27 protein-coding genes are annotated in these 24,606 nt (G+C 37.2%); 15 read left to right on the top strand and 12 right to left on the bottom strand.

Annotated elements, in window-relative coordinates:
* Nucleotides 1-41 precede the first annotated feature (41 nt).
* On the bottom strand, nt 42-1,088 hold the full coding sequence (locus KPL75_RS11315) for an FUSC family protein (RefSeq protein ID WP_219920719.1): 1,047 nt from the start codon (nt 1,086-1,088) through the stop codon (nt 42-44).
* A gap of 315 nt (nt 1,089-1,403) precedes the next feature.
* Here KPL75_RS11315 and KPL75_RS11310 point away from each other — a divergent pair, with 315 nt between their 5' ends.
* The 4 genes from KPL75_RS11310 (at nt 1,404) to pepA (ending at nt 4,577) form a co-directional block, all read left to right on the top strand.
* Complete coding sequence (locus KPL75_RS11310; RefSeq protein ID WP_219920718.1) at nt 1,404-1,910, top strand: NUDIX hydrolase; 507 nt, start codon at nt 1,404-1,406, stop codon at nt 1,908-1,910.
* Nucleotides 1,907-2,224 (top strand): YuiB family protein, encoded by a 318-nt coding sequence (locus KPL75_RS11305; RefSeq protein ID WP_002089308.1) that lies wholly within the window; start codon nt 1,907-1,909, stop codon nt 2,222-2,224. The genes KPL75_RS11310 and KPL75_RS11305 overlap by 4 nt, the downstream gene beginning before the upstream one ends.
* 86 nt (nt 2,225-2,310) lie before the next feature.
* The gene (locus tag KPL75_RS11300) at nt 2,311-2,937 is read left to right on the top strand and encodes a 3D domain-containing protein (RefSeq protein WP_002145104.1); all 627 of its coding nucleotides are present in this window, start codon (nt 2,311-2,313) and stop codon (nt 2,935-2,937) included.
* 155 nt (nt 2,938-3,092) lie between these two features.
* Entirely contained in the window at nt 3,093-4,577 is a 1,485-nt protein-coding gene (gene pepA, locus KPL75_RS11295) for a cytosol aminopeptidase (RefSeq protein ID WP_219920717.1), read from the top strand.
* 179 nt (nt 4,578-4,756) lie between these two features.
* On the opposite strand, the gene cdaS is transcribed toward pepA, so the two are convergent.
* Nucleotides 4,757-5,362 carry a sporulation-specific diadenylate cyclase CdaS gene (cdaS, locus tag KPL75_RS11290; RefSeq protein WP_219920716.1) on the bottom strand — a complete coding sequence of 202 codons (606 nt, stop codon included), beginning with the start codon at nt 5,360-5,362 and terminating at the stop codon, nt 4,757-4,759.
* A gap of 143 nt (nt 5,363-5,505) precedes the next feature.
* On the opposite strand from cdaS, the gene KPL75_RS11285 reads away from it, so the two are divergent.
* The gene (locus KPL75_RS11285; protein ID WP_219920715.1) at nt 5,506-7,230 is read left to right on the top strand and encodes a phospho-sugar mutase; all 1,725 of its coding nucleotides are present in this window, start codon (nt 5,506-5,508) and stop codon (nt 7,228-7,230) included.
* 145 nt (nt 7,231-7,375) lie between these two features.
* Nucleotides 7,376-8,263, top strand: coding sequence for a UTP--glucose-1-phosphate uridylyltransferase GalU (galU, locus tag KPL75_RS11280; RefSeq protein WP_219920714.1), 888 nt, complete (start codon nt 7,376-7,378; stop codon nt 8,261-8,263).
* Between the two features lie 121 nt (nt 8,264-8,384).
* On the opposite strand, the gene KPL75_RS11275 is transcribed toward galU, so the two are convergent.
* From KPL75_RS11275 to KPL75_RS11265, 3 genes are all read right to left on the bottom strand, one after another.
* The gene (locus KPL75_RS11275) at nt 8,385-9,215 is read right to left on the bottom strand and encodes an MFS transporter (protein ID WP_219920713.1); all 831 of its coding nucleotides are present in this window, start codon (nt 9,213-9,215) and stop codon (nt 8,385-8,387) included.
* Nucleotides 9,216-9,361: 146 nt separating this feature from the next.
* Entirely contained in the window at nt 9,362-9,955 is a 594-nt protein-coding gene (locus KPL75_RS11270) for a biotin transporter BioY (protein WP_219920712.1), read from the bottom strand.
* Between the two features lie 50 nt (nt 9,956-10,005).
* On the bottom strand, nt 10,006-10,749 hold the full coding sequence (locus KPL75_RS11265) for a DUF3298 and DUF4163 domain-containing protein (RefSeq protein ID WP_219920711.1): 744 nt from the start codon (nt 10,747-10,749) through the stop codon (nt 10,006-10,008).
* Nucleotides 10,750-10,846: 97 nt separating this feature from the next.
* Here KPL75_RS11265 and KPL75_RS11260 point away from each other — a divergent pair, with 97 nt between their 5' ends.
* Nucleotides 10,847-11,230 (top strand): hotdog fold thioesterase, encoded by a 384-nt coding sequence (locus KPL75_RS11260; RefSeq protein WP_219920710.1) that lies wholly within the window; start codon nt 10,847-10,849, stop codon nt 11,228-11,230.
* Nucleotides 11,231-11,267: 37 nt separating this feature from the next.
* Here KPL75_RS11260 and KPL75_RS11255 read toward each other — a convergent pair whose 3' ends face one another.
* Both KPL75_RS11255 and KPL75_RS11250 read right to left on the bottom strand, forming a co-directional pair.
* Nucleotides 11,268-12,644, bottom strand: coding sequence for a glycine--tRNA ligase (locus tag KPL75_RS11255; RefSeq protein WP_219920709.1), 1,377 nt, complete (start codon nt 12,642-12,644; stop codon nt 11,268-11,270).
* Between the two features lie 461 nt (nt 12,645-13,105).
* The gene (locus tag KPL75_RS11250) at nt 13,106-13,819 is read right to left on the bottom strand and encodes a DNA alkylation repair protein (RefSeq protein WP_070145317.1); all 714 of its coding nucleotides are present in this window, start codon (nt 13,817-13,819) and stop codon (nt 13,106-13,108) included.
* A gap of 117 nt (nt 13,820-13,936) precedes the next feature.
* Between KPL75_RS11250 and KPL75_RS11245 the strand changes: the two genes are divergently transcribed.
* The gene (locus KPL75_RS11245) at nt 13,937-14,404 is read left to right on the top strand and encodes a hypothetical protein (protein WP_219920708.1); all 468 of its coding nucleotides are present in this window, start codon (nt 13,937-13,939) and stop codon (nt 14,402-14,404) included.
* Nucleotides 14,405-14,470: 66 nt separating this feature from the next.
* Here KPL75_RS11245 and KPL75_RS11240 read toward each other — a convergent pair whose 3' ends face one another.
* Nucleotides 14,471-15,796 carry an ArsB/NhaD family transporter gene (locus KPL75_RS11240; protein ID WP_219920707.1) on the bottom strand — a complete coding sequence of 442 codons (1,326 nt, stop codon included), beginning with the start codon at nt 15,794-15,796 and terminating at the stop codon, nt 14,471-14,473.
* Between the two features lie 290 nt (nt 15,797-16,086).
* Between KPL75_RS11240 and kapD the strand changes: the two genes are divergently transcribed.
* Nucleotides 16,087-16,710, top strand: a complete 624-nt coding sequence (kapD, locus tag KPL75_RS11235; protein ID WP_219920706.1) for a 3'-5' exonuclease KapD — start codon at nt 16,087-16,089, stop codon at nt 16,708-16,710.
* Nucleotides 16,711-16,751: 41 nt separating this feature from the next.
* On the opposite strand, the gene KPL75_RS11230 is transcribed toward kapD, so the two are convergent.
* A complete protein-coding gene (locus KPL75_RS11230) occupies nt 16,752-17,135 on the bottom strand; it encodes a kinase-associated lipoprotein KapB (protein ID WP_219920705.1) in 384 nt (127 codons plus the stop codon).
* A gap of 171 nt (nt 17,136-17,306) precedes the next feature.
* On the opposite strand from KPL75_RS11230, the gene KPL75_RS11225 reads away from it, so the two are divergent.
* Both KPL75_RS11225 and sodC read left to right on the top strand, forming a co-directional pair.
* The gene (locus KPL75_RS11225) at nt 17,307-17,483 is read left to right on the top strand and encodes a hypothetical protein (RefSeq protein WP_000982763.1); all 177 of its coding nucleotides are present in this window, start codon (nt 17,307-17,309) and stop codon (nt 17,481-17,483) included.
* 68 nt (nt 17,484-17,551) lie between these two features.
* Nucleotides 17,552-18,091, top strand: a complete 540-nt coding sequence (gene sodC, locus KPL75_RS11220; RefSeq protein ID WP_016096632.1) for a superoxide dismutase [Cu-Zn] — start codon at nt 17,552-17,554, stop codon at nt 18,089-18,091.
* 117 nt (nt 18,092-18,208) lie between these two features.
* Here sodC and KPL75_RS11215 read toward each other — a convergent pair whose 3' ends face one another.
* The gene (locus tag KPL75_RS11215) at nt 18,209-19,360 is read right to left on the bottom strand and encodes a MalY/PatB family protein (protein WP_219920704.1); all 1,152 of its coding nucleotides are present in this window, start codon (nt 19,358-19,360) and stop codon (nt 18,209-18,211) included.
* Between the two features lie 117 nt (nt 19,361-19,477).
* On the opposite strand from KPL75_RS11215, the gene KPL75_RS11210 reads away from it, so the two are divergent.
* On the top strand, nt 19,478-19,729 hold the full coding sequence (locus KPL75_RS11210; protein ID WP_002015854.1) for a YugE family protein: 252 nt from the start codon (nt 19,478-19,480) through the stop codon (nt 19,727-19,729).
* 65 nt (nt 19,730-19,794) lie between these two features.
* Here the strand turns inward: KPL75_RS11210 and KPL75_RS11205 are convergent, their stop codons facing one another.
* Nucleotides 19,795-20,634: an alpha/beta fold hydrolase gene (locus KPL75_RS11205; RefSeq protein ID WP_219920703.1), complete on the bottom strand. Its 840-nt coding sequence runs from the start codon at nt 20,632-20,634 to the stop codon at nt 19,795-19,797.
* Nucleotides 20,635-20,847: 213 nt separating this feature from the next.
* The gene (locus tag KPL75_RS11200) at nt 20,848-21,840 is read right to left on the bottom strand and encodes a 2-hydroxyacid dehydrogenase (protein ID WP_219921097.1); all 993 of its coding nucleotides are present in this window, start codon (nt 21,838-21,840) and stop codon (nt 20,848-20,850) included.
* Between the two features lie 448 nt (nt 21,841-22,288).
* Here KPL75_RS11200 and KPL75_RS11195 point away from each other — a divergent pair, with 448 nt between their 5' ends.
* The 3 genes from KPL75_RS11195 (at nt 22,289) to yugI (ending at nt 24,570) form a co-directional block, all read left to right on the top strand.
* Entirely contained in the window at nt 22,289-22,786 is a 498-nt protein-coding gene (locus KPL75_RS11195) for an Lrp/AsnC family transcriptional regulator (RefSeq protein ID WP_219920702.1), read from the top strand.
* Complete coding sequence (locus tag KPL75_RS11190; protein WP_219920701.1) at nt 22,783-23,973, top strand: aminotransferase; 1,191 nt, start codon at nt 22,783-22,785, stop codon at nt 23,971-23,973. Before KPL75_RS11195 ends, KPL75_RS11190 begins: the two co-directional genes overlap by 4 nt.
* Nucleotides 23,974-24,225: 252 nt before the next feature.
* Nucleotides 24,226-24,570 (top strand): S1 domain-containing post-transcriptional regulator GSP13, encoded by a 345-nt coding sequence (gene yugI / locus KPL75_RS11185; RefSeq protein ID WP_219920700.1) that lies wholly within the window; start codon nt 24,226-24,228, stop codon nt 24,568-24,570.
* The last annotated feature ends 36 nt before the right edge of the window (nt 24,571-24,606 follow it).

Here is a 24,606-nt window from a genome sequence, read left to right as displayed (position 1 = left end):
ATACCCGAAATATTAAAGTATCTTTCGCTAGATAACCACCTTTACACTAATTTCGCCATCGCTCTACTGAATATCAAGTTCACTGCAATCACGATGACTGCACCGATAAGGGTTGCAAATACACGGTCGAACAGAATGATAAACTGGAACGGCTTGCCGGCTTCCATGATCAAAATAATGAGCGGGATCATGGTTGCAGAGTATACAAGATAATTTCGAACCTTTAGAAGAGGTCGAACACCCGCGAATAGCCCGATACTTATAACTAACCCCCAAATTGGTAGGCTAGTTGCAAGAAGCAAACTCGCAACAATCACGCCGATTACTGTACCAAGCACTCGTTGTGTTGTTTTGATTGGAAAGAGTTCTATTTTCCGCTGAGTAAGGATCGCTACGGTAATTGCAATCCAATAGAAGTGGTGCTCGGGCCAAAGTATTCGCAATCCCTCAGCTATACCTAAACATAATGCGAGCCTGATTGGGAATTGCCAACCGGATAGGTGTGCAAGAGAATTCCGCCATAGAATGATTTTTTTCGATGTTGGCCCTTTCACAGCTCCATCCAGCGATGATTTAAAACAACGGTGTACCCAGATGCCTAGCCCCAAGCTGATACTAACGGTCCAAATCGCCCCTGCTAAGATTGAAAAAATTAGTTCCATCCGGTACTCCGTCTGGTCGACCATATTGAGGATGATGATCAGGAATACGAAAAAGCGTGTTGTTTCCACCGCCAAGGCACGACTATATCCGCCAATTAACGCAGCAAGGCTTACCAGCAGGATCAAGACTCCAAATGTTAGATAGCCATGTCCGAAAGAGAGAACAGCAGCAATCGCAGCAAGCACTACTGATATCAGCGCTGATGCCAAATTTTTCCCATGATTTATAAAACTCGAACCGACTTTCACGCTACTGACTGCCAAACTGCCGACCGATGCAGCAAAACCAAGAGCGGGATAGCCTAGAACTGTGGCGAACAAAACAGGTCCGGCCATACCTATGCCGGCGGAAATGAGTTCTACTATTTCTACCTTGGCCTCCTTAGACCAAGAAAACACTTGAGCCCTATATGTCTTTACATTCATCTATAACACCTCTTCAGACCCAAAGAGTAGGGTACAGTTTAATAATAGGCTCTTTCTTTAATCCATGGACATGTGGTGATACCTATGTCCATCAGGCTAATATTTTGAAGTATCCCCAAAATGAAAACTTTATCTTTCCAGAGTTATTTATAATAATTCAGCTCATTTTTTTCGATATGGGGAAATGCCAATTTTTTAAGTTGATGGCAATGGGGCATTACCCTAAGAAAGGAAAAGTCACAGTGTACTTAAAAATATAGTATAATATACAAAAAGAAAGAATATTCTGTTCTCTCTGGTAGAGGAGGTTGCATCATGGGGAAGCGAGGGAAAGTGTGGTTAGCTGTCAGTGGCTTAGTAGCTACAAAAGATGGGAGATGGCTATTCGTTAAGAAGAAATACGGTGGATTAAAAGGGCAATGGTCTTTACCAGCTGGTTTTGTTAATGAAGGCGAGACTATTGATGAAGCTGTAAAACGTGAAATTTTGGAAGAGACAGGCATTGTTGCTCATGTAAAGGGGATTATTGGTATTCGCTCAGGTGTTATTCATAATGAAATTAGTGATAATATGATTATTTTTCTTTTAGAGCCAGAGGGAGAAGACGTTATCGTACAGGAGAAAGAATTGTCGGAAGTAGCTTTTTTACATCCAGAAAACATTGCAGATGATCAAAATACTTCTGTACTCATCAAATATTTATTAGAAGGAAGAGCAGAATCGCATTTTGAAATGGACACAACATTAAATCCAGGAGAGCAGTTTGGTTATACGGCTTATCATGTGTTTACGGCGTATGCGAAGGAGAGGGAGAAGAAGTGAGTATACCGGTACTACTTATTTCAATGATGTTGTTCTTTATTTTATTTTTTGGAATTGGATTTTTACTCAATATGATTTTGCGAGCTACGTGGGTAATGGTTATTGTGTATCCGATTATTTGTATGCTTATTATTAATAAAGCGAGTGTATGGGACTATTTTTCAAAGCCAAAAGAAACATTTTCTTCATTTGGGACAAGTGTATCGCATTTAGGACACGCAGATGTGTTTATTCTATCTACTGGATTAGTAGGTGCTGCTTTAGCAGGAATTATAATTAAAAAACTTCGGAAAAGTGGATATCAAATGTTTTAATCTCCAATCAATTTGGAGATTATTTTTTTGCATATTCCTTCATCGTATAGGGAATGATTAACGATGAAGGAGTGTGGAATATAAAAATGTTAAAACGATATTGTATTCGCATTATGATGACTTGTTTACTTGCATTCGCATTATGCGTAACATGGAAGGCTTTCACAGGAGTTTCTTTATTAGAGATTATAAAATCATACGAAGAAACAAGTGCAAAAGAAGTACATGCAGCAGAAATTGAGAAAAAAGTTGCTCCAAGTAAAGAAGTGATAAATGCTTTAGAACAGGCAAATGACTGGTCTAAATATCGTGTTATAGAAATGACTGCAACTGGTTATACATCAGGTATAGAGTCAACTGGAAAGAGACCGGGGCATCCAGAGTATGGCATTACATATTCAGGTGTTAAAGCAAAAAGGGATTTATATTCCACAATCGCTGCTGACTTGCGCGTATTCCCGCTCGGGACAATTCTATTCGTGCCAGGTTACGGATATGGTGTTGTAGCTGATAAGGGCGGTGCTATAAAAGGAAATCGTCTCGATTTATATTATGATACGGTGAAAGATGTTTATAGCCAATGGGGTAAGAAAAAAGTAAATGTGTATATAGTGAAAATAGGAAATGGTAAGTTTTCGGAAGAAGAGTTAACGATGTTAAATCAAGACGAAACGATGCAAGTGTTTCGTGGACAATATTTAAAACAAAGATAGTCTAGTGGTAATAACGCTAGACTTTTTTCTTGTCTTATTTCACCATAGAAGATATTGGAAATAGTATCTTCATATGAAACGATAGAATTTAGAATTGTCGCATTTTATCGAAAATAAAGTTATAATGGACGTAGAGAAATTTAGGGGGTCTGAACATGTTTCAAGTACAAAAAGAATTAGCAATTCATGAAGCGGTAATTGTTGCCTTATTTGAAGAAGATAAAACGAGTAGCTTTGTACAAGAACTGGATAAAGCGTTTGAAGGACAATTACAAGTTTTATTAGAAGAAAAAGAACTTTCAACTAAGAAGAAAGCCATTTCAAAAGTACATAGCTTAGGAAAAACAAATGTTAAACGTTATTATTTTGTTGGTTTAGGTAAGAAAGAGTCATATACAACAGAAACGTTACGTGCGGCTCTTAGTAAAGCTTTTAAATCGTTACAATCAGCAAAAGTAAAAGACGCAGCAATCTTACTTGACTCTTTCGTAACAGATAAATTAGACGCGATTGATGTAGCTCATATTGCATCGGAAGTATATTGCCTTGGTACATACGGATTACAAACATATAAAACGGATGAAAAAGAAAGAGTAGAGTTAGAAAAACTGATTGCTATTACAGCAGAAGATGCACAAGAAATTGAAGCAGCATTAACGGTAGGATACGTACATGGACGTGCAACGAATTCAGCTCGTACGCTTGTAAATATGCCGCCAAACGTATTAACAGCGACAAAGCTTGCTGAGTATGCAGTTGAATTAGCAGAAAAATACGATATGGATTATAAGGTTCTTGAGAAAGAAGAGATGGAAGAGCTTGGTATGGGTGCATTACTTGCAGTAAATCAAGGTAGTGTAGAGCCACCTAAAATGATCGCTCTTATTTATAAAGGAAAAGAAGAGTGGAAAGATGTAATTGGATTTGTTGGAAAAGGAATCACATACGATACAGGTGGTTATTCTTTAAAACCACGTGAAGGCATGGTCGGTATGAAAGGTGATATGGGCGGCGCTGCAGCTGTTCTTGGCGCGATGGAGATCATCGGTGAACTTCGCCCTGAGCAAAATGTAATTGCTGTTATTCCATCAACTGACAACGTTGTAAGTGGTACAGCATTTAAGCCAGATGATGTTATTACATCTATGAGCGGAAAAACAATTGAAGTATTAAATACAGATGCAGAAGGTCGCCTAGCGTTAGCAGACGGTATTACGTATGCAAAGAAACTTGGTGCAAATTACTTAGTTGATGTTGCAACATTAACAGGCGGTGTAATTGTTGCACTTGGAAATCATACAACAGGGGCAATGACAAATAATGAAGAATTGTTTGAACAAGTGTTAGAGGCTTCTATGGAAACGGATGAACCAATTTGGCAATTGCCGATTTTTGAACGTGATAAAGAACGTGTCAAAAACAGTAAATTTGCTGATTTAAATAACTCACCAGGCCGTGAAGGACATGCGGTTATGGCTGGGACATTCCTTGGTGAATTTGCAGAAGAAACACCATGGGTACACTTAGACATCGCTGGAACATCTGAAACAACAGGTGCACATGATTTAGGACCGGCCGGGGCAACAGGTGCAATGGTGCGTACACTTGCAACACTTGTTGAGCGTTTCGGAGAAGAATAATTTTTGAAGAAAAGGCTGTCTCAAAATTTTTTGGGACAGCCTTTTCTTATTGATATGGTATGACTATTGTCAGTTTTTGTCGGTAAGTCGATATTCCTTGGCGAAACGTCGATATATTTGGAGTTACGGTTAATATAATTTCATTTACGATTGTACTGTCATACAGTGAAAGATTCGTCTTATAAGGAAATCGTATATAACGTCCCACTTAAAGCAAAGGAAGTACGCCCTGTTTCTTCGGAGACAACTAATATAAGTGCATCACTTTTTTCTGATAAGCCAATTGCAGCCCTGTGACGTGTTCCTAGCTCAGGATTGATTTCTGTACTTTTTGTTAATGGAAGAATATTAGCCGCTGAGACAATATGATTATTTTTAATGAGAACGGCTCCGTCATGAAGAGGGTTCCCTGGATAAAAAATCGATTCAAGTAGTGGAGCGGTTAAGTGTGCGTTTAATGTCGTTCCAGTTTGAATGAAAGAATCAAGAGTGTCACTTCGTTCCACAATAATAAGAGCACCGTGTTTTCGAGCGCTTAAATGTTGGACAGCTGTAGTGATGAAATGTGAACTTTCCGTATAAGGTGATAAATATGCTTGAATATAATATGTAGCTGCTAACGTCTGTACATTTGTTAACATATGATGAATATCTTCCATTTTACATAAAATACATTCATCTTCTTTATCGATTGCATGCTTCATGTTTGATAATTCTTTTTCAGCAATTTCAATCATCTGCTTTGTTTTTATTTTGAGCTCTTCTGACAAGCCCCATTCTTGCATAATCCTCATTCCCTTTGGTGGAGTATTTAACCATAGTGTATACAAATATTTATAGTAAAATCCTGTTAGATTTTAAAAAATATTGAGATGCAGGTTGTTTTTTTCATATAATGAAGGTACGACAGGCGAGAGGAGATGGAAGTATGAATTGGAAACAAGAATTTAGTCGCTGGCTTTCATATGCAGAATTAGACGCAGAATTAAAAGAACAGCTAGAAAACATGAAGCAAGATGAGAAGAAAATCGAGGATAGCTTTTATAAAAATCTAGAGTTCGGCACAGGTGGTATGCGTGGTGAACTTGGTGCTGGTACGAACCGTTTAAATGTATATACAGTTCGTAAAGCAACAAAAGGATTAGCTAGGTTTATTGAAAAATTAGGTGAAGACGCGAAAAAACGTGGTGTTGTTGTCGCTTATGATTCTCGTCATAAATCACCTGAATTCGCAATGGAAGTAGCTGCTACTCTTGGTGCACAGGGTATTACAACATACGTATTTGAAAGCTTACGTCCAACGCCAGTGCTTTCTTTCGCAGTTCGTCATTTACATACAGTAAGTGGAATCGTTCTTACGGCAAGCCATAATCCGCCCGAATATAACGGTTATAAAGTATATGGTGAAGATGGTGGGCAGTTGCCTCCAAAAGAAGCTGATGAGTTAATTAGCTACGTAAATGCAGTAGAAAATGAATTAACAGTTGAAGTTGCTGATGTTGAGCAATTAAAAGCTGACGGTTTATTACATATAATTGGACAAGAAGTAGATGATGCATATGCGGCAGAATTGAACAATGTCATTATTAATAAAGAGATGGTGAAAGAAGTAGGAAAAGATTTAAAAATCGTCTTTACACCATTACATGGAACGTCAAATATTTCGGTACGTCGTGGTTTAGAAGAAGTTGGATTTACAGATGTAACAGTTGTAAAAGAGCAAGAGTTACCAGATCCAAACTTCTCTACAGTAAAATCACCAAATCCAGAAGAGCATGCAGCGTTTGAGTATGCAATTCGCGACGGTGAAAAAGTAGGCGCAGACGTGTTAATCGCAACAGATCCTGATGCAGACCGTCTAGGTGTAGCTGTTCGCAATCAAGATGGTGAGTTCCAAGTGTTAACTGGTAACCAAACAGGTGCGTTAATGCTTGATTACTTATTATCACAAAAGAAGGAAAACGGGACTCTTCCAGAAAACGGTGTTGTTTTAAAAACAATCGTAACGTCTGAAATTGGCCGTACAATCGCAAAAGCATACGGTTTAGATACAGTTGATACGTTAACTGGATTTAAATTTATCGGTGAAAAAATTAGACAGTATGAAGAAAGTGGACAATATGAATTCCAATTCGGTTATGAGGAAAGCTATGGTTATTTAATCCGTCCATTCTGCCGTGATAAAGATGCGGTTCAATCCGTCCTATTTGCATGTGAAGTAGCTGCATACTACAAATCACAAGGTAAAACGTTATATGATGGTCTGTTAGAAGTATTTAAGAAGTATGGGTTCTTCCGTGAGGACCTTGTATCGTTAACGTTAAAAGGAAAAGACGGTGCCGAACAGATTCAAAAGATGATGGCAACATTCCGCGGGAATCCTCCGAAAGAAGTAGCTGGTTTAACAGTCGTTGCAGTTGAGGATTATAAGGAAAGCATCATTACAATGTTACAAGATGGAGATAAGGAAGAGATTCACTTACCGAAATCAAATGTGTTAAAATATCAATTAGAAGATGGTTCTTGGTTCTGCTTACGTCCATCTGGAACAGAGCCGAAAATTAAATTCTACTTTGGTGTACAAGATGATTCCTTACAGAATAGTGAACAAAAGTTACTTACTATTAAAGAAGATATTATGAATCGTTTATAATAGAATAGAGTGCTACTGATAGGAAAAGAGGAGAACGGCTTCCTCTTTTCTGATAGTTTTGTTTGATGTAAAGGATTATTACGAGCGAGTGTTATAAATTTGCACTTTACTAAGAGAATTAGAATGAAAAGCGAGGGTATTTGTCATGAAAAAAGTGAGAAAAGCAATTATCCCGGCAGCGGGATTAGGAACACGCTTTTTACCAGCAACGAAAGCAATGCCAAAAGAAATGCTTCCAATTGTAGATAAACCAACAATTCAATACATCGTAGAAGAAGCAGTAAAATCAGGCATCGAAGATATTATTATCGTTACTGGTAAAGGAAAGCGCTCTATCGAAGATCATTTTGATAACGCATTTGAATTAGAGCAAAACTTATTAGAGAAGAAAAAGTATGAGTTACTTGAAAAAGTACAAGCTTCTTCTAAAATGGTAGATATCCATTACATTCGTCAAAAAGAACCAAAAGGATTAGGACATGCTGTTTGGTGCGCGCGTAAATTCATTGGTGATGAGCCGTTTGCAGTATTATTAGGCGATGATATCGTTCAAGCTGAAAAACCATGCTTACGTCAATTAATGGACGAATATGACAAAACACTTTCTTCTGTTATTGGTGTACAAACTGTTCCTGAAGCAGAAACACATCGCTATGGAATTATTGATCCGTTAGAGCAAGAGGGACGTCGTTATCAAGTTCGTAAGTTCGTTGAAAAACCAACGCAAGGTACTGCGCCTTCAAACTTAGCGATTATGGGACGTTACATTTTAACACCTGAAATCTTTATGTTCTTGGAACAGCAACAAGTTGGAGCGGGTGGCGAAATTCAGTTAACGGATGCAATTCAAAGCTTAAATGAAATTCAACGTGTATTTGCATATGATTTCGAAGGAAAGCGTTATGACGTTGGTGAAAAATTAGGATTTGTTCAAACAACAATTGAAATGGCATTGCAACACCCAGAATTACGTGATGATATGCTAGTAATGATGAAGAAAATTTTAGACGAGCAAATGAAGCAAGAGTCTTAATATAATGATGTAATCCCCTGTTGGATGAGCGGTAAAGAAACGCATTTACTGCTTAATCTAAAGGGGATTTTTTTGAGAAAAAGACACTCTGGAGAGAGTGTCTTTAATTAGAAATTAAGTTTTAATCGGTGGTTTTCAGTTCATTAGCTTTTGATTTAATATCATCAGTAATAGCGATATTAATATTTCCAGCTGCTTTTTTGTATTCCTGAATTAATGCATTAACATTTTGATTAAATGAAATCAAACTACCACTTGGAGATTGAGCTTGTTCATTAAGTGCAGTTACAATACCATACATTTTTTTATATTCTTCATAGATTTCTTTATACTTATTTGGCTGTTCTTTTGCAGCCTCAGAGACTAACCTTAAATCTTTTCCCATGCTGTTATAAAATACATCTACAGCTACAACCATTCCATCAATTTCTTTTTTCTTAGATCTAAGTGCAGTATTGAAATCATTTCGACTATCTATTGCGTTTGACCATGTAGTTGAATACTCGGATAACACATGCGATGCAGAATATTCGAAAATTTCTATTTCGTTATAAAAAGATGCTGCAGCTTTTAAGTAATCAGTTTCTTTTTTCTTTTGAGCTTGAATAGCCTGATATTCTTCCTCCATATTCGTTACTGAGGATATAGTAAAGAGAAGAACAATGATTGATATAACTGATGTAAGAAATAGTATTATTGATGTTATAAAGGTTCTTTTTGCTGGTACTTTTCGGATTTTTTTAATGCACCCGATGACAATAAAGATTAAAGTCGCGCATAAACTAATTATAGCAAGAATTAAAAAGAAAAATGCTAGACCATTTCCAAGCGCATATGTCATTCCTAATTCGCTATTTCTATATAATGTATAACCACTAATTATACTTATTATAAAAAGTAAAGAAAGTACTCCTACACCTATTTTAATAAGTGTGTTTTTTGATAGTTTCACTGGTTTTCCTCCAAAAATTGTTTTAATTAGATGTATACAATGTAAGATTTACCGAACTAGCATAGCAAAATTTATTTCTAATCTGTGTCGGATGTTGTCGAAAATAAAAAAGAGTTATTCCAGTATACTGAAATAACTCTTTTTTATTATGAAATCGTCGAATGAGAACGCTGATAAGCCGAACGACGTACAGCATAGTATATGCGAGGTGCGATAATAGCGCCGATAATTGTAAAGGCAATATCCTTTACTGCAAACCACATCATAATCATCCAGGCAGCTTTATAACTCATATTACCACCCATGAAAATATTGACTGCCCCGTACATATAAGTAGTACCGATAATATACGTTAAAATGATTCCGACGAAAGAAGCAATTGCAAAGGTGCTGAATGTTGGTCGTTCTTTTTGTTCTACTAGTTTTCCTGATACGTAAGCAACGATAATAAATGCGATAATAAAACCACCAGTAGGATCTAAAAGTGCTCCAAAACCAGCTTTGAAGTTAGCGAAGATTGGCGCACCTGCTACTCCAACAAGCATGTAAACAGTCATTGATAATGCCCCGAGTCTACTTCCCAGAAGAAGCCCTGCTAAAATTGCGAAAAATGGTTGCATAGATAATGGAACGCCCGCTATTTGCAGGAATGGTGCCCAAGATACAATATTTGCACCAATAGCCATAAGAGCGACGAACATGGCAGCTAATGCTAAATCTAAAACATGAAGTTTCTTCATAATGTTAACCTCCGGTTGTGTTTAGGTTAACATTATCGTAGCGAAAATATTTACTTGTTGTCAATCAAAATATTTTGATAAGAAGGCTTTAAATAGTCTCTAAGCAATGTGTATGGAATACGAAATTGCGGGATTCCGCTTGAATAAGGAGCAATTTCATATAAAGGGAAATAAATCACAAGATTATCCGGTTCTAAAAAGTAGTGAAACTTTTTAGTGCTCGTTACTTTTTCGACTGCATCAGGAAAATAAATGCTTTCATTTTGTTTAATTTGTCTTACAATCTCTGTGCGAATTATTTCTTTATATTTATCCTCTTGTTGAAATAAATCGTCTAAGTGCAATAATTTTTTTTCATTTAAATCAAATGTATTTGCCTTCCACGTATACAGTCCGTGCGCTCCGCCTGTATATTGATAGTAATTCACATATAGACTTAGAAAAGGTGGTTTGTTTAAAGCTACTTTATAGTCAACATTTGCAACGTATGGATGAAAAGGTGTGCTAGATCCCTCTGTTTCTTTATAATATTTCTTCGCTTCTTTTTCTAATTTACTTTTAAATTTAGTAGTAGAGTTTTTGTAATAGGAATTCAGCTTATTTTGAAATTTTGAATCAGAAAAGTTGTGAAAGGAAGGCCTATTAATTTGATATTCTATATAAGGTTTCTTACCTTTTTGCGTTACAGTCTTAACATTGATTGTCAGGTTGGATGCTTTGGCTGCATGCGTACAATTTGGTACAATAGTGAGCAAGGAGAACATAAGCAGTAGTATACAAAATTTCTGTTTCATTTAGGTGAAACCTCCTTATATAAGTGTTATAGGTAGTTTGAAAGTAAATAGGTAAAAATATACATTTAATTAAAAGTGAGGAAAAGGGGGAAACGATATGTCAAAAACTTTAATGGATTCACTTGGAATTGAGTTGTTAGAAATGACAGAAGATAAAGTAGTTGCTACGATGCCTGTTGACGAGCGTACGCATCAGCCGTTTGGATTTTTACATGGTGGTGCTTCTATCGCGTTAGCGGAAACGGTAGCAAGTGTTGGCTCATACAATTTAATTGATCAAGAGAAATGTATTTGTTTTGGATTAGAAATTAATGCAAATCATATTCGCTCAAAGCAAGATGGAATCGTAACAGCAATCGGGACACCGATACATAGAGGGCATTCAACGATGGTTTGGGATATTCGTATCATTGATGAAAATGATGATTTAATATGTATTTCAAGATGTACAGTAGCAATTAAAGAAAAACGTGAAAAATAGAAAAGAGGCGGCTCTTATGAGCTGCCTCTTTTTTTAATTAGAACTGGATTTTTTTCTCTAAGAAACCTTTTAGTTCGCTAATTGGCATACGAACTTGTTCCATAGTGTCACGGTCACGTACTGTAACAGCTTTGTCTTCAACAGAGTCGAAGTCGTATGTGATACAGAATGGTGTACCGATTTCGTCTTGACGACGGTAACGTTTACCGATAGAACCAGTTTCATCAAAGTCTACCACGAAGTCTTTAGCTAGTTCTGCGAATACTTCAGTAGCACCTTCAGATAGCTTTTTAGATAATGGTAAGATAGCTGCTTTATATGGTGCTAAAGCAGGGTGGAAACGAAGAACTGTACGAGAATCGTTTTCTAATTGCTCTTCTTCATATGCATCACATAAGAATGCTAATGTTACACGGTCTGCACCTAGAGATGGCTCGATGCAGTATGGCACGTAACGCTCATTCGTTTGTGGATCGATATAGTTAAAGTCTTCGTTAGAGTGTTCCATGTGACGTTTTAAATCGAAGTCTGTACGAGATGCAACGCCCCATAGTTCGCCCCAACCGAATGGGAATCTGAATTCAATATCAGTTGTTGCGTTACTGTAGTGAGATAATTCGTCTTCACCGTGGTCACGAAGACGCATACTTTCTTCAGTCATACCAAGTGAAAGTAACCAGTTTTTACAAGTTTCGCGCCAGAATGCGAACCACTCTAAATCTTCACCAGGTTTACAGAAGAATTCAAGTTCCATTTGTTCGAATTCACGTGTACGGAATGTGAAGTTACCAGGTGTGATTTCGTTACGGAAACTTTTACCGATTTGGCCGATACCAAATGGAAGTTTCTTACGCATAGAACGTTGTACGTTTTTAAAGTTTACGAAAATACCTTGTGCTGTTTCAGGGCGAAGGAAGATTTCGTTTGTGCTAGACTCTGTAACACCTTGGAATGTTTTGAACATTAAGTTGAACTGACGGATTTCAGTGAACTCTTCACTACCGCAATCAGGACATTTTACTTCATGTTCTTTCATTAAGTCAGCCATTTGGTCGAAAGTAAGACCGTCAACGACCATTTCGATGCCTTTTGCATCTAATGCATCTTCAATTAATTTGTCAGCACGGTGACGAGCTTTACATTTTTTACAGTCGATCATTGGATCATTAAAGTTACCAACGTGACCAGAAGCGATCCAAGTTTTTGGGTTCATTAAGATAGCAGCATCTAAACCAACGTTGTATGGAGATTCTTGAATGAATTTTTTCCACCAAGCTCTTTTAACGTTATTTTTTAATTCGATACCAAGTGGACCGTAATCCCAAGTGTTTGCAAGACCACCGTAAATTTCAGAACCAGGGAAAACGAAACCGCGATGTTTCGCTAAGTTTACAACTTGTTCCATTGAATACATAATAAAATCCTCCTTTTGAAAGTTAAGGTATTGGCGATGACGTGATGGGTACTTTGGAAACGGGGCATCTCCGCTAGCTCCAGCGGCTAGAATCTCCGGCCATTTCGCTCTCTCGCTCGAAGCAAAGAACGCTTCAAGATCGAGAGCTCCAATGTCCTGCGATTCTGAACGAGCCGCTTGCGCTTTTAGTTTTTAAATACAAAAAAGCTCGTCTCTAGGCAATCATGCCTAGGGACGAGCTTGTATATACCCGCGGTTCCACCCTAGTTGATGCGCATTTGACGCATCCACTTTCATCACGTATTGCTCGAGACTGCCGTTTCCTTGCGGTTTCAGGCTTTCACTATCCCTGAATCGCTTTTGTGCAAGTACTTATAAGTCCGTCATCGCTACTTATATTAATAATAATGAACATATTCTATCACGTTCTTTTTTAAATCACAATAGAGGAACGTGCCTATCTATGATAGAGTCTCGCCTAGTTTTTCATTATTTATTCCGTAATTTTGCTTAATGTGCTTAATTGCTTCGCGTTTACTTAATGGAGCGAGTTCGTTGTTTTGAACGTATTCCCAAACTACATCTGGCTTTGTTTTTGCGTATTCACGAAGGACCCAGCCAATCGCTTTTTGAATGAAAAATTCTTTTGAGGAATGTAGTTGTCCGATAATCCAGAAAAGGAGTTCTTCGTCCATCTTTTGTTTATATTTCAGTTGGAATAAAATAGCGGCACGTTGTAGCCATATGTTTTCTGATGCAATCCACTTTGGAATATATGCAGAAATTAATTCTGGATGTTTTAAAAAGATACCACCTAAAAATGTAGGAACGATGCTATCAACAGAATCCCACCAAGACTTTGTTACAATCAGTTCTTCTAAGAAGGGGATATGAGTTTCGTTAATATGCTTTTTATATTTTTGCATAATATCAAGTGCAGCTGCCTGAAATTCACGTTCTGGTAAATCCCAAAGCTCACGTATGATAATTTGGAAGTCCTTTTTATCTGGGAGAGTATGTATTTGAATGACGTCTTTTAATAATTGTCTTCTCTCGGGAGTTTGAATACCGAGAAACGGGAAGTGATTTTTCATATAACGTGCCATCGGTTCTGCTTTTTCAGGATTTTGATGAGCTGTGAAATGCTCTTGTAATGCTTTTACAAATGGATGCATAAGTCTTTCTCCTCTCTTATTATCTTTCTCATATTATTATACAAAGAGTTTGGTTGAATTTTAAAACATAACTTGCACTGTAATGAAATATGTTGAGAAGAGAGAGGAGAGGATAAGATGGAAGATCAAGGCGTACTAGCAGGTTTCTTTGCTCTTAGTTTTGCGTTTATTCTTGTTATAATAATTTGGGCAATTATTTCGTATTTGTTAACGGCTTTTGCACTTTATACGATGGCGAAAAATGATGGTGCAACTGATGGTGTTCTTGCTTTTATTCCGTTTATCAATAGTAAGATATGGGGCGATTTAGCGAAAGATAAATTACCAGATTTCTTGAAAGAAGAAGCAGGGTGGAAAGTATTCGGTATATATGTCGCATGCCTTATTTTTAATTATGTACCAATTATAAGTCTGCTAGCAGCGGCTGTGTCGATTGTGCTGTCTATTTATCTCATTTACGCTATTTTGGACAGATATGGAACGAATGCGATATTATTTACGATTATTCATGTAATCACATTTTCGGTTTTCTTGCCGATTCATTTATTCATTATTCGAAATGAGCCGATGAGGTATAATGAGTAACTTTTCCAAAAACCGGTACTGAATGAGACATAAAAAGGCGCCCTGCTTAACAGGGCGCCTTTTCTACTACATAAGGTAGCGTAAGTAAATATAAATGTGAGAAATGATTAATGAAACGATCATAATTGGGAATCCGACTTTTAGGAATTCCATGTAGCTAAATTTATGTCCTTCACGGCTAGCGATACCAGCTACGATTACGTTAGCAGAAGCCCCGATTAATGTCCCGTTTCCACCTAGACAAGCACCTAATGCTAATGCCCACCATAGTACGTCAATTTGTGCGTCAGAAGGTGATAAACCTAGCCCAACTGCCATATCGTTAATAAGTGGGATCATTGTTGCAACGAATGGAATGTTATCGATTGTTGCAGAGGCGATACCAGATACCCATAGAATAAGGATAGATGCATGAGAAATATCTCCGCCTGTTATTCCGACTACCTTTTGAGCTAACATTTTGATAAGACCGATATCGATAAGTCCTCCAACGAGTACGAATAGTCCCGCGAAGAAGAAAATTGTCACCCACTCTACACTTGCGAATACTTCTTCAATTTCATGTTCTTTCACACCGATTAGCATAAGTACAGTAGCACCAGTCAAGGCGATAATAGCTGCATCAACATGGAAAATGGAATGAGTCATGAAACCTACAATAGTAAGGCCAAGTACTGTTAAAGATTTCTTCATTAATACTGGGTCTTTAATGTATTGTTTTTCATCTAAGCTCATTAACTTTTTAATTTGTACAGGATCAGCAATTAATTGCTTACGGTACATGAAGTAAAGCATTGTTGCTGTAACAGCAATAATGATGATTACGATAGGTGCTAAGTTGAATAAGAAAGCATTGAAATCTAAATGCTTATTTGCAGAACCAATCATAATGTTTGGTGGATCACCAATTAATGTTGCTGTTCCTCCGATGTTTGAAAAAATAATTTCAGAAAGTAAATATGGAACAGGATTTACTTGCAAGATGCGCGTAATAGATAAAGTAACTGGAACAACAAGAAGTACGGTTGTAACGTTATCTAAAAATGCGGAGCCAAGCGCGGTAAGTAAGGAAAGTGAAATTAAAATTTTAATTGGATTTCCTTGTGCTCCTTTTGCGGCTTTAATGGCAACGTATTGGAAGACACCTGACTTACTTGTAATGTTTACCAGTATCATCATACCGATGAGTAATGTAATTGTTCCCCATTCAATATGTTTCGTAAAGGCGTTGTGTAAGTCAACGACACCCACAATTACCATGAGTGCTGCACCAAGAAGTGCGATGACAGCGCGGTTAATTTTCTCAGAAATAATAATGGCATATGTAATTAAAAAGACTGCGATAGCGAAATAATACTGCCAGTTTGCGAGCTCTTGCGTTGTTTCGTGCAAAACTCTCATCTCCTTTCGTTCACTTTTCTTAGTGTGTCAAAAAATTAACTAGATGAAACACACATAAAGTCATTATAAAGTAGAAAAATGGCGGATGTAAATGAAAGGGTTTATTTTGTCATATTTTCTGCATAGGTCATTTTTTCTTATTTTTAAAAATATTTGTGGGCATCTGACATATATATAAGATACATCCAATCTGAATATTTAAAATCGAATCAGCATTCGAGCTTGTTCGTGTAGGAGTGTCAAATAGAAAGGAATGACAAAGATGATAAGGAAGGGATCGTATGGATGAACAACGATTTTTGTTTTTAGACTTTGAGTTTACGATGCCCCAGCATAGAAAAAAGCCAAAAGGTTTTTTCCCAGAAATTATTGAGGTCGGACTCGTTTCAGTTGTTGGTTGTAAGGTGGAAGATACGTATTCATCGCATGTTAGACCGAAAACATTTCCGTCTTTAACGGATCGATGTAAAAAATTTTTAGGAATTAAACAGGAAGTAGTGGACAAAGGAATTTCTTTTCATGAACTTGTTGAGAAACTTGCAGAATATGAAAAGAGGTGTAAACCGACAATTGTAACGTGGGGAAATATGGATATGAAAGTCTTAAAGCAAAATTGCGAAATGGCGGGAGTAGAATTTCCATTCTTTGGACAGTGTCGTGATTTATCGCTTGAGTATAAGAAGTTTTTTGGAGAGAGAAATCAAACAGGGCTGTGGAAAGCAATTGAGGCTTATGGAAAAGCAGGAACAGGAAAGCATCATTGTGCGCTTGATGATGCGATGACGACATATAATATTTTTAAGTTAGTAGAAAAAGATAAAGAGTATTTAGTCAAACCAGCACCTCCGACATTAGGAGAACTTGTTGATTTTTCGAAAGTGTTAAAGAATGTGAGTACACAGTAACGACCAAATTGCAAAACATGTAATTTGGTCGTTTTGTTTTTTTAAAGTTTGTAATCTTTCTTCAATTGCTGAAGTGTTTCTAGACTACGCCCCGCAAAAGGTGAATCGTCTTCAGAAAATGAATTCATTTGAGTTTCTAATGCTAATTTTAGTGACTCTGTATAATCCGGAACTTCTCCTTCATATTTCTTCACCATTTGCTCTGGAATGTTCGTCTGTTCACGAAAAGCTAAAGCGCGTCTTTCATGGAAGAATGGTACGTCAGCCTGTTTTACATTATGTAAATCACCTTGCACCGGATGTTTTAAAACAGCTAATACTTTTACGATGTAACTGCCAGGACGGCTATTTGTAATTTCGCCGATGTATTTTCCAGTTTTATAAATACCAGTAACGATTTCACCAATTTCAAATGTTTCTCTCATATTTTTCACCTCAAGTTTATAGTAAGGAAAGTATAAGAAGGAGTCAAAGAAATTAGTTGATTTTTGAATGTCCTTGAGAATATGACAGGCTTCAACTATAATTTAAAATAATATAACAGAAAATTCTGATGTTGCTTATTTTCATAAATTCCCTGATAAGGAGTGTTCTATATGATGCCTTTATATTTTCCTGAAGATAAAACGGAGTATATTATTCCAGGTATTGTTTGCGTTCTATTTATCATCGGTGCGGTTGCTACGTGGCGTATGTTTATTCGTGTATCAAAACGAGAAGCAGAGCGATTACAGAAAGTAGAAGAAAAGCTTTTAGCTGAAAAGAAACAGTAATTCATTTTTGCATGTTTCCCTCTATGCTCGGACAATCTAAGGGCAGAAAGTATTTTGGAGGGAATTGAATGAAAAGACGGCTTTTTTTCAGTTGTTGTTTATTATTTCTAATGGCGGGTTGTGACCAAGGAAAGCCGAAAGAAATTGACGTGAAATTACATAATGCTTCAGGTGATGAAGTTGGGACTGCAAAAGTAGTTCAGCAAACAAGTGGAGTGAAGATTAAGATTAAAGCGGAAGGATTTACACCAGGCCCGCATGGAATACATGTACACGAAATTGGAGAGTGTAAAGCACCTCGTTTTGAATCATCTGGGAATCATTTTAATCCAGACAATAAAAAGCACGGACGCCTCAATCCGAAGGGTGCAGAAAATGGTGATTTACCGAACGTAATTGCAGACGGTTCTGGAAAGATTAAAGCGGAAATCGATGCGCCGCATATAACGCTTGAAGAGGGAAAAACGACGATTCATAGAAAAGATGGAGCGTCTATTATAATTACAGAAAACCCTGATGATGGTATGACACAACCAACAGGAAAATCTGGTGATCGAATTGCTTGCGGTGTTATCGTAAAAAAAGCGTCGGACATGAAGAAAAAATAGAATGTACCGTGAATGAGAGATTTTGTTGAGAAACCACATGATAGTAAGTGGAATTATATCGATTTACCGAAAAAAGGAGGCTGCCCCAAAATGATTTTGGAACAGCCTCTTTTGTTGTTAGGAGAATGTATGACGCAGTCTGTTTAAAATTTCTTCTAAAACAGATCTAGGACAGCCAATGTTAATTCTTATATGGGCTTCTCCACCTGTTCCGTATTTCTCACCAGGATCAACGATGATTTTACCTTTCTCTTCAAGCAAGGCTGTTCGTTTATTTTGAGAAAGGTCCAAGTGGGAACAATCAATCCACAGTAAAAAACTTCCTTCTGGTTTAATTATAGAAAGAGCTGGTATGTGATTTTGAATATACTCACAAGCAAATTGAGCGTTATCTTCAACGTACAATCGAATTTCATTTAGCCAATCATTACATTCTGTATAGGCACTTTGCATTGCTGTATAAGCAAATGTATTTAATCCGTGGAATCCTTGTCTATGTTGGATAGACATAAAGGCATTACGGAGATTTTCATTCGGAATAATAATGGTTGATGCTTGTAATCCAGCGATATTAAATGTTTTGCTCGGAGCCATACAAGTAATAGTGCGTGCTGCTAATTCTTCAGATAAAGAAGCAAACGGTGTATGAGTATGGCCTCTATAAATAATATCGGCGTGAATTTCATCCGCGACAACGGTTACATTATATTGCGTACATAACGCACCGAGTTTTATTAGCTCCTCTTTCGTCCAAACGCGTCCGATAGGATTGTGAGGGCTGCAAAGAAGCATTAGTTTTACACCTTGTTTAAATTGAGTTTCTAGATGCTCGAAGTCTATTTTATATATGCCATTCTGTTTAAACAAGGGACTCTCACATAATTGTCTATTATTTGTTTTGACCATTTCAAAAAATGGTGGATAAATAGGAGGTTGTACGAGTACGGCATCTTCTTCTTTCGTTATAGCTTGTATGCTCGTACTAAGAGCTGGAACGATACCTGCGCTAAATACAATCCATTCTTTTTGTATTTCCCAATTGTATTGGCTTTTCGTCCAATTACAAATGATATCCCCAATATTTTCAGGAGGAAGTGTATAGCCGAAAATAGGGTGTTCTATGCGTTTTTGTAATGCAGTTTGAATTGGTTTTGGTACTTCAAAGTCCATATCGGCAATCCAAGCGTGGATGAGCTCTTCATTTTTATATGTATCCCATTTTGTACTATGTGTTCCGCGACGATTTACCGTTTTATGAAATAGTTGCATATGTTTGCTCCTTTCTTCTGTCAAACTGTTAAATTGTGAAAATTCTAACTCTTCTTATAGAATAGCTGATATGATACGATAAAGAAAAGCATTAAAACGTGAAAAGGCGGGAAGTAGATGGGTGCATATGACAAAATGATTGAGGTTGTGAAAAATTGGGATCCGTTTCAAATGGGACCGGAGTTTTATGAAACAGAAGCGAGCGATGTTGTAAACGTCGTAAGTGTGTTTGATGATCCGAAATACATCGCAAAGAAAATTCAACATATATACTTTATGTCTTTTGAAGAAGTACCTGCACTTGAAAAATGCGAAAAATTAGCAGTAGAGTTACTCGTACTAAAAGAAGGTGGAAGTTGTTCATTATAGGCTGTCGGAATTTACGACAGCCTTTTTGTTTATTTTCGTTTGTGCGGACGGACTAAAGCTTCACTTTATTGCGTCGCAAACGCAATAATTTCTTCATAAACATGATCGGGCTTTTCTTCAGGGAGTAAGTGCCCTGTATTTTCGTAAGAAATGAAAGTTGAATTAGGTAGGTCCTTATGGAGACGATGTCCTACATGTACAGGGACGACGCGATCTTTTTCACCCCAAATGAGTAATACTGGGGTTTCGATTTTTTGTAATTCAATTGAAGATAAGTCGCCTTCACGGTCTCTTATCATTCGAGTTAAAGCAGGGAATATACGATCATCATAAAAAGGAGCAGCATAGCCTTCCATCATTTCATTGTCAATTAATGAATGGTCATGAACGACATTCATTAAGTTATGAACGATGCCTCTTCGAATAATCCAGTTCTTCACGTATAAGTGGAAGAACGGTAAATAAGAGGAGTACAGTAAAGGGAAGTTTGCGCGTGCTAAATAACTAGAGCTACATAGTAAAATTGTCTTTGAAATTAATTCAGGGCGCAGGCGGTTTACAAAGAGTGAAATTTGTCCGCCCATAGAATGACCAACTAATACAATATTCGAGAGAGATAAATGTTCGATTAAATCGATAATAATAGCTGCTAAATTGTGATAAGAATATTTAAAGAGATGAGATTTATCACTTTTTCCGAATGGTGGTAAATCAAGGGCAATTACTGTACCTTCCTTTGTTAGTAAAGGAATGAGTCGTCGATAGCTAAATGAGGAAGAGAGGAAGCCGTGAACGAGTACGAAAGTAGGTCGCTCTTTTTTAGTATTATGTTCATACAATTCGTAATGAATAGTAGTCCCGCGAGTGGAAAAAGTGAAGTAAGGGCATTTGCATTCATGGTTCATTTTTTTTCACTCCATTGATTTTTGTTCATATCATCTCCAGGCAAGAAAAAAATATGTTAACAAAAAAAGGCAAGATGACGATGTCATCTTGCCTTTCGCGTATTTATCCCGCTATTTGTGGGAGTCTTACTGCCCGTAAAAGCCCGGTTGGTGAGGGCTAATAATCAGTGGGGGATGGACAAAACCCCCACTGATTAAAGTTTCACTTTATAATTATCCACGCACAATATTAGGTGGTGTTTTTCCTTGTAATCCTGCCACTAAATTTTCAGCGGCTGTCATAGCCATTTGCTGACGAGTTTTTAATGTTGCAGATCCGATGTGCGGTAAAGTTATAACATTTTGTAATGATAAGAGCGGATTCTCTTTTTGAATCGGCTCTTGTGTAAATGTGTCGATGCCGGCTGCAAATATTTTCTTTTCTGTTAACGCATGAATTAATGCAGTTTCATCTACTGTTTTCCCGCGAGAAGCATTAATGAAAATTGCTGTTTCTTTCATTAGTGAAAATTCCTTTTCACCGATAAGATGATACGTTTCATCTGTTAATGGAGTAAGAAGAATAATAAAATCAGATTGTTTGATTAGAGTTTGTAAATCACAATATGTAGCATCAAATTTTTGCTCAGCTTCTTCTTTACGGCGACGGTTATAGTAAAGGACATTCATATCAAAGCCGAATTTCGCTCGTTTTGCGACAGCTTCTCCAATTCGTCCCATTCCGATAATACCAATCGTACTATGATGTACATCTAGTCCGAAGTGTTCTTTTCCAATTTCAGCGTTCCATTCACCATTTTTTACATAGGAATTGAGTTCGCAAACACGGCGACTAGCAGATAGCATAAGAGCGAAAACGAGATCGGCTACTGTATCATCTAACACATATGGCGTATTCGTTCCGATAACATTTTGTTTTTCCATCGCTTTTAAATCAAAGTTATCATGGCCAACAGAAATATTACTTACTACTTTTAAATTAGGAGCAACCTGCAATAACTCTTCATTTATAGTAGATCCGAAATTTAATAACCCATCTTTATCTTTTATTTTTTCTAATAGAACATCACGAGGTACTTTTTCGTTTTGATCCCATTTTTCAAAATCACAGTGTTCTGATAAATAGTTTTCTACAAATGTTGGAACTGGTTCGGCAATATATACTTTTGGTTTCACGGTTCCATCCCCTTTCCTCTTTACCTGGATTGGTGTGTGCTAATAATCAGCGGGTATGAAGCTCCCGCTGATTAAAGTTTCACTTTACCCCGCTATTTGCGGGCAGTAAGACTCCCGGCTCCCAAAACGGCTGACACAAAGAGGTTAGGTGGGAGTCCGGGATGCCCGTAAAGGCCCGATTGGTGCGGGTTAATAATCAGCGGGTATGAACCCTCCCACTGATTAAAGTTTCACTTTACCCCGCTATTTGCGGGCAGTAAGCTTTCCGCCTTGAAGAACAGCTAAGGCAAAGAATATAAGTTGGAAAGCAACTGTCCGTAAATGCCCGATTGGTGTGGGCTAATAATCAGTGGGATAAAGCATTCCACTGATTAAAGTTTCACTTTATTTTGACATAATTCTCAAAAAAAATCTTCTTTTCAAACTGGAAAGAGTATTTGTATAATTTAGACACAAACTAAAAGGAAGGATGATTTATATGGTGACAGAGAAAGAATTAGAATTATTAGCTTGTCTTGAAAAGAATAGTCGTTTATCTGTAGATACATTAGCGAAGTTGTTAAATATAGCAGTAGAAGAAGCGAAAAAAATGGTTGTGAAATTAGAAAGTGAAAAGATTATTGTGGACTATGTAACACATATCGATTGGACAAAAGTGAAAGAACATACTGGTTTAACTGCGATGATTGATGTGAAAGTTACACCGAAGCGTGGTGTCGGTTTTGATGCGGTAGCCGAACAAATTTATCGCTATTCAGAAGTGAAATCCGTTTATTTAATGTCTGGGACATATGACCTTTCTATTACATTAGAAGGGAAGACGATGGGAGAAGTAGCAATGTTTGTTTCTGAGAAATTAGCAACAATTGAATCTGTCGTTTCAACGACAACTCATTTTATTTTGAAGAAGTATAAACATGAGGGGATTATTTATGAAAAGACAGATGATGATAAGAGAATTGTGGTGACACCGTGAAGCAATTCGACCTATCTAGAGTAGCAGAATCTTTACAACCGTCCGGTATACGAAAGTTTTTTGATTTAGCGGCAAGTATGAAAGGTGTTATTTCACTTGGAGTGGGGGAGCCGGACTTTGTTACACCTTGGAATGTAAGGCAAGCATGTATTCGTTCTTTAGAACAAGGATATACGTCATATACAGCAAATGCAGGATTATTGGAGCTCCGTCAAGAAATAGCAAAGTATCTAAAAAAACAATTTGGAGTATCTTATGATCCGAATGATGAAATCATTGTTACAGTTGGGGCGAGTCAAGCGCTAGATGTAGCGATGCGCGCTATTGTAAACCCTGATGATGAAATACTTATTATTGAACCAAGTTTCGTTTCGTATGCACCACTTGTTACGTTAGCGGGCGGGGTCCCAGTTCCAGTAGCGACTTCATTAGAAGATGAATTTAAAGTACAGCCAGATCGAATTGAAGCAGCTATTACAACGAAAACAAAGGCAATATTACTTTGTTCTCCCAATAACCCAACAGGCGCAATGTTAAATAAATCCGAATTAGAAAAGCTAGCAGTTATTGTTGAGAAGTATAATTTAATCGTGTTATCTGATGAAATTTATGCAGAGCTCGTGTACGACGAAGCATATACGAGTTTCGCGAGTATTAAAAATATGCGTGACCATACGATTTTAATTTCAGGGTTTTCAAAAGGGTTTGCTATGACGGGATGGCGTCTTGGGATGATTGCAGCCCCTGTGCAATTTTCAGAATTAATGCTCAAAATCCACCAGTATTCAATGATGTGTGCACCGACGATGTCTCAATTTGCAGCGCTTGAAGCATTACGCGGGGGAAATGATGAAGTAATTCGAATGAGAGATAGCTATAAAAAACGTCGTAACTTTATGACGACATCTTTCAATGAAATGGGCTTAACATGTCATGTGCCAGGCGGGGCATTTTATGTCTTCCCTTCTATAGCTTCAACTGGACTCTCTTCAGCAGAATTTGCAGAACAGTTATTACTAGAAGAAAAAGTGGCTGTTGTTCCTGGAAATGTGTTTGGCGGGAGTGGTGAAGGATTTATTCGTTGTTCATATGCAACATCGCTTGAGCAACTTATGGAAGCAATGAAGAGAATGGAACGGTTCATAGAGAATAAAAAAAGGACAAAACATAATACGTTTTGTCCATAAAAGGGGGGGAATACTAGAAAGCCATGTGTTAGTATTCTATCCTAATATTGGAGAATTATACGTATTACAGGAAATTTTTTCGTGAATTTTGAATGAGTTCTATCATAGTGGTATAATTTACTAATATAAGGTGGGAGTATCCTCGGGGGTTTACTTAGGACACTTACCACTAATCGGATATTTAACAATAAATACATCTGCTTTGCTATTTACAATTGTAGAGAAAATGGTAAACGTATGGGAGTGTTTCACATGTCAGAACAATATACAACGGGAGTGGTTGTAACAGGGAAAGTAACTGGAATTCAAGATTACGGTGCATTTGTAGCTTTGGATGCAGAAACACAAGGACTTGTGCATATATCTGAAATTACAAATGGGTATGTAAAAGACATTCATGACTTTTTGAAGGTCGGAGATACAGTAGAAGTAAAGGTACTTTCAATTGATGAAGAGCACAGGAAAATGAGTTTATCGTTAAAAGCTGCGAGAAGAAAACAAGGAAGGGTTTTTATACCGAATCCATCTGATAAAGGGTTCAATACGCTGCGTGAAAAGCTAGCAGAATGGATTGAAGAATCGGAGGTAATAAAGTAAAAGAGGAACGCATATGAGCGTTCCTCTTTTACTGTG

Source organism: Bacillus sp. NP247 (assembly GCF_018966865.1).
In the GTDB taxonomy this organism is placed as follows: Bacteria; Bacillota; Bacilli; order Bacillales; family Bacillaceae_G; genus Bacillus_A.
Note: the sequence above shows the minus strand (reverse complement) of the source record. Positions and strands in the feature narration are given on the sequence as shown.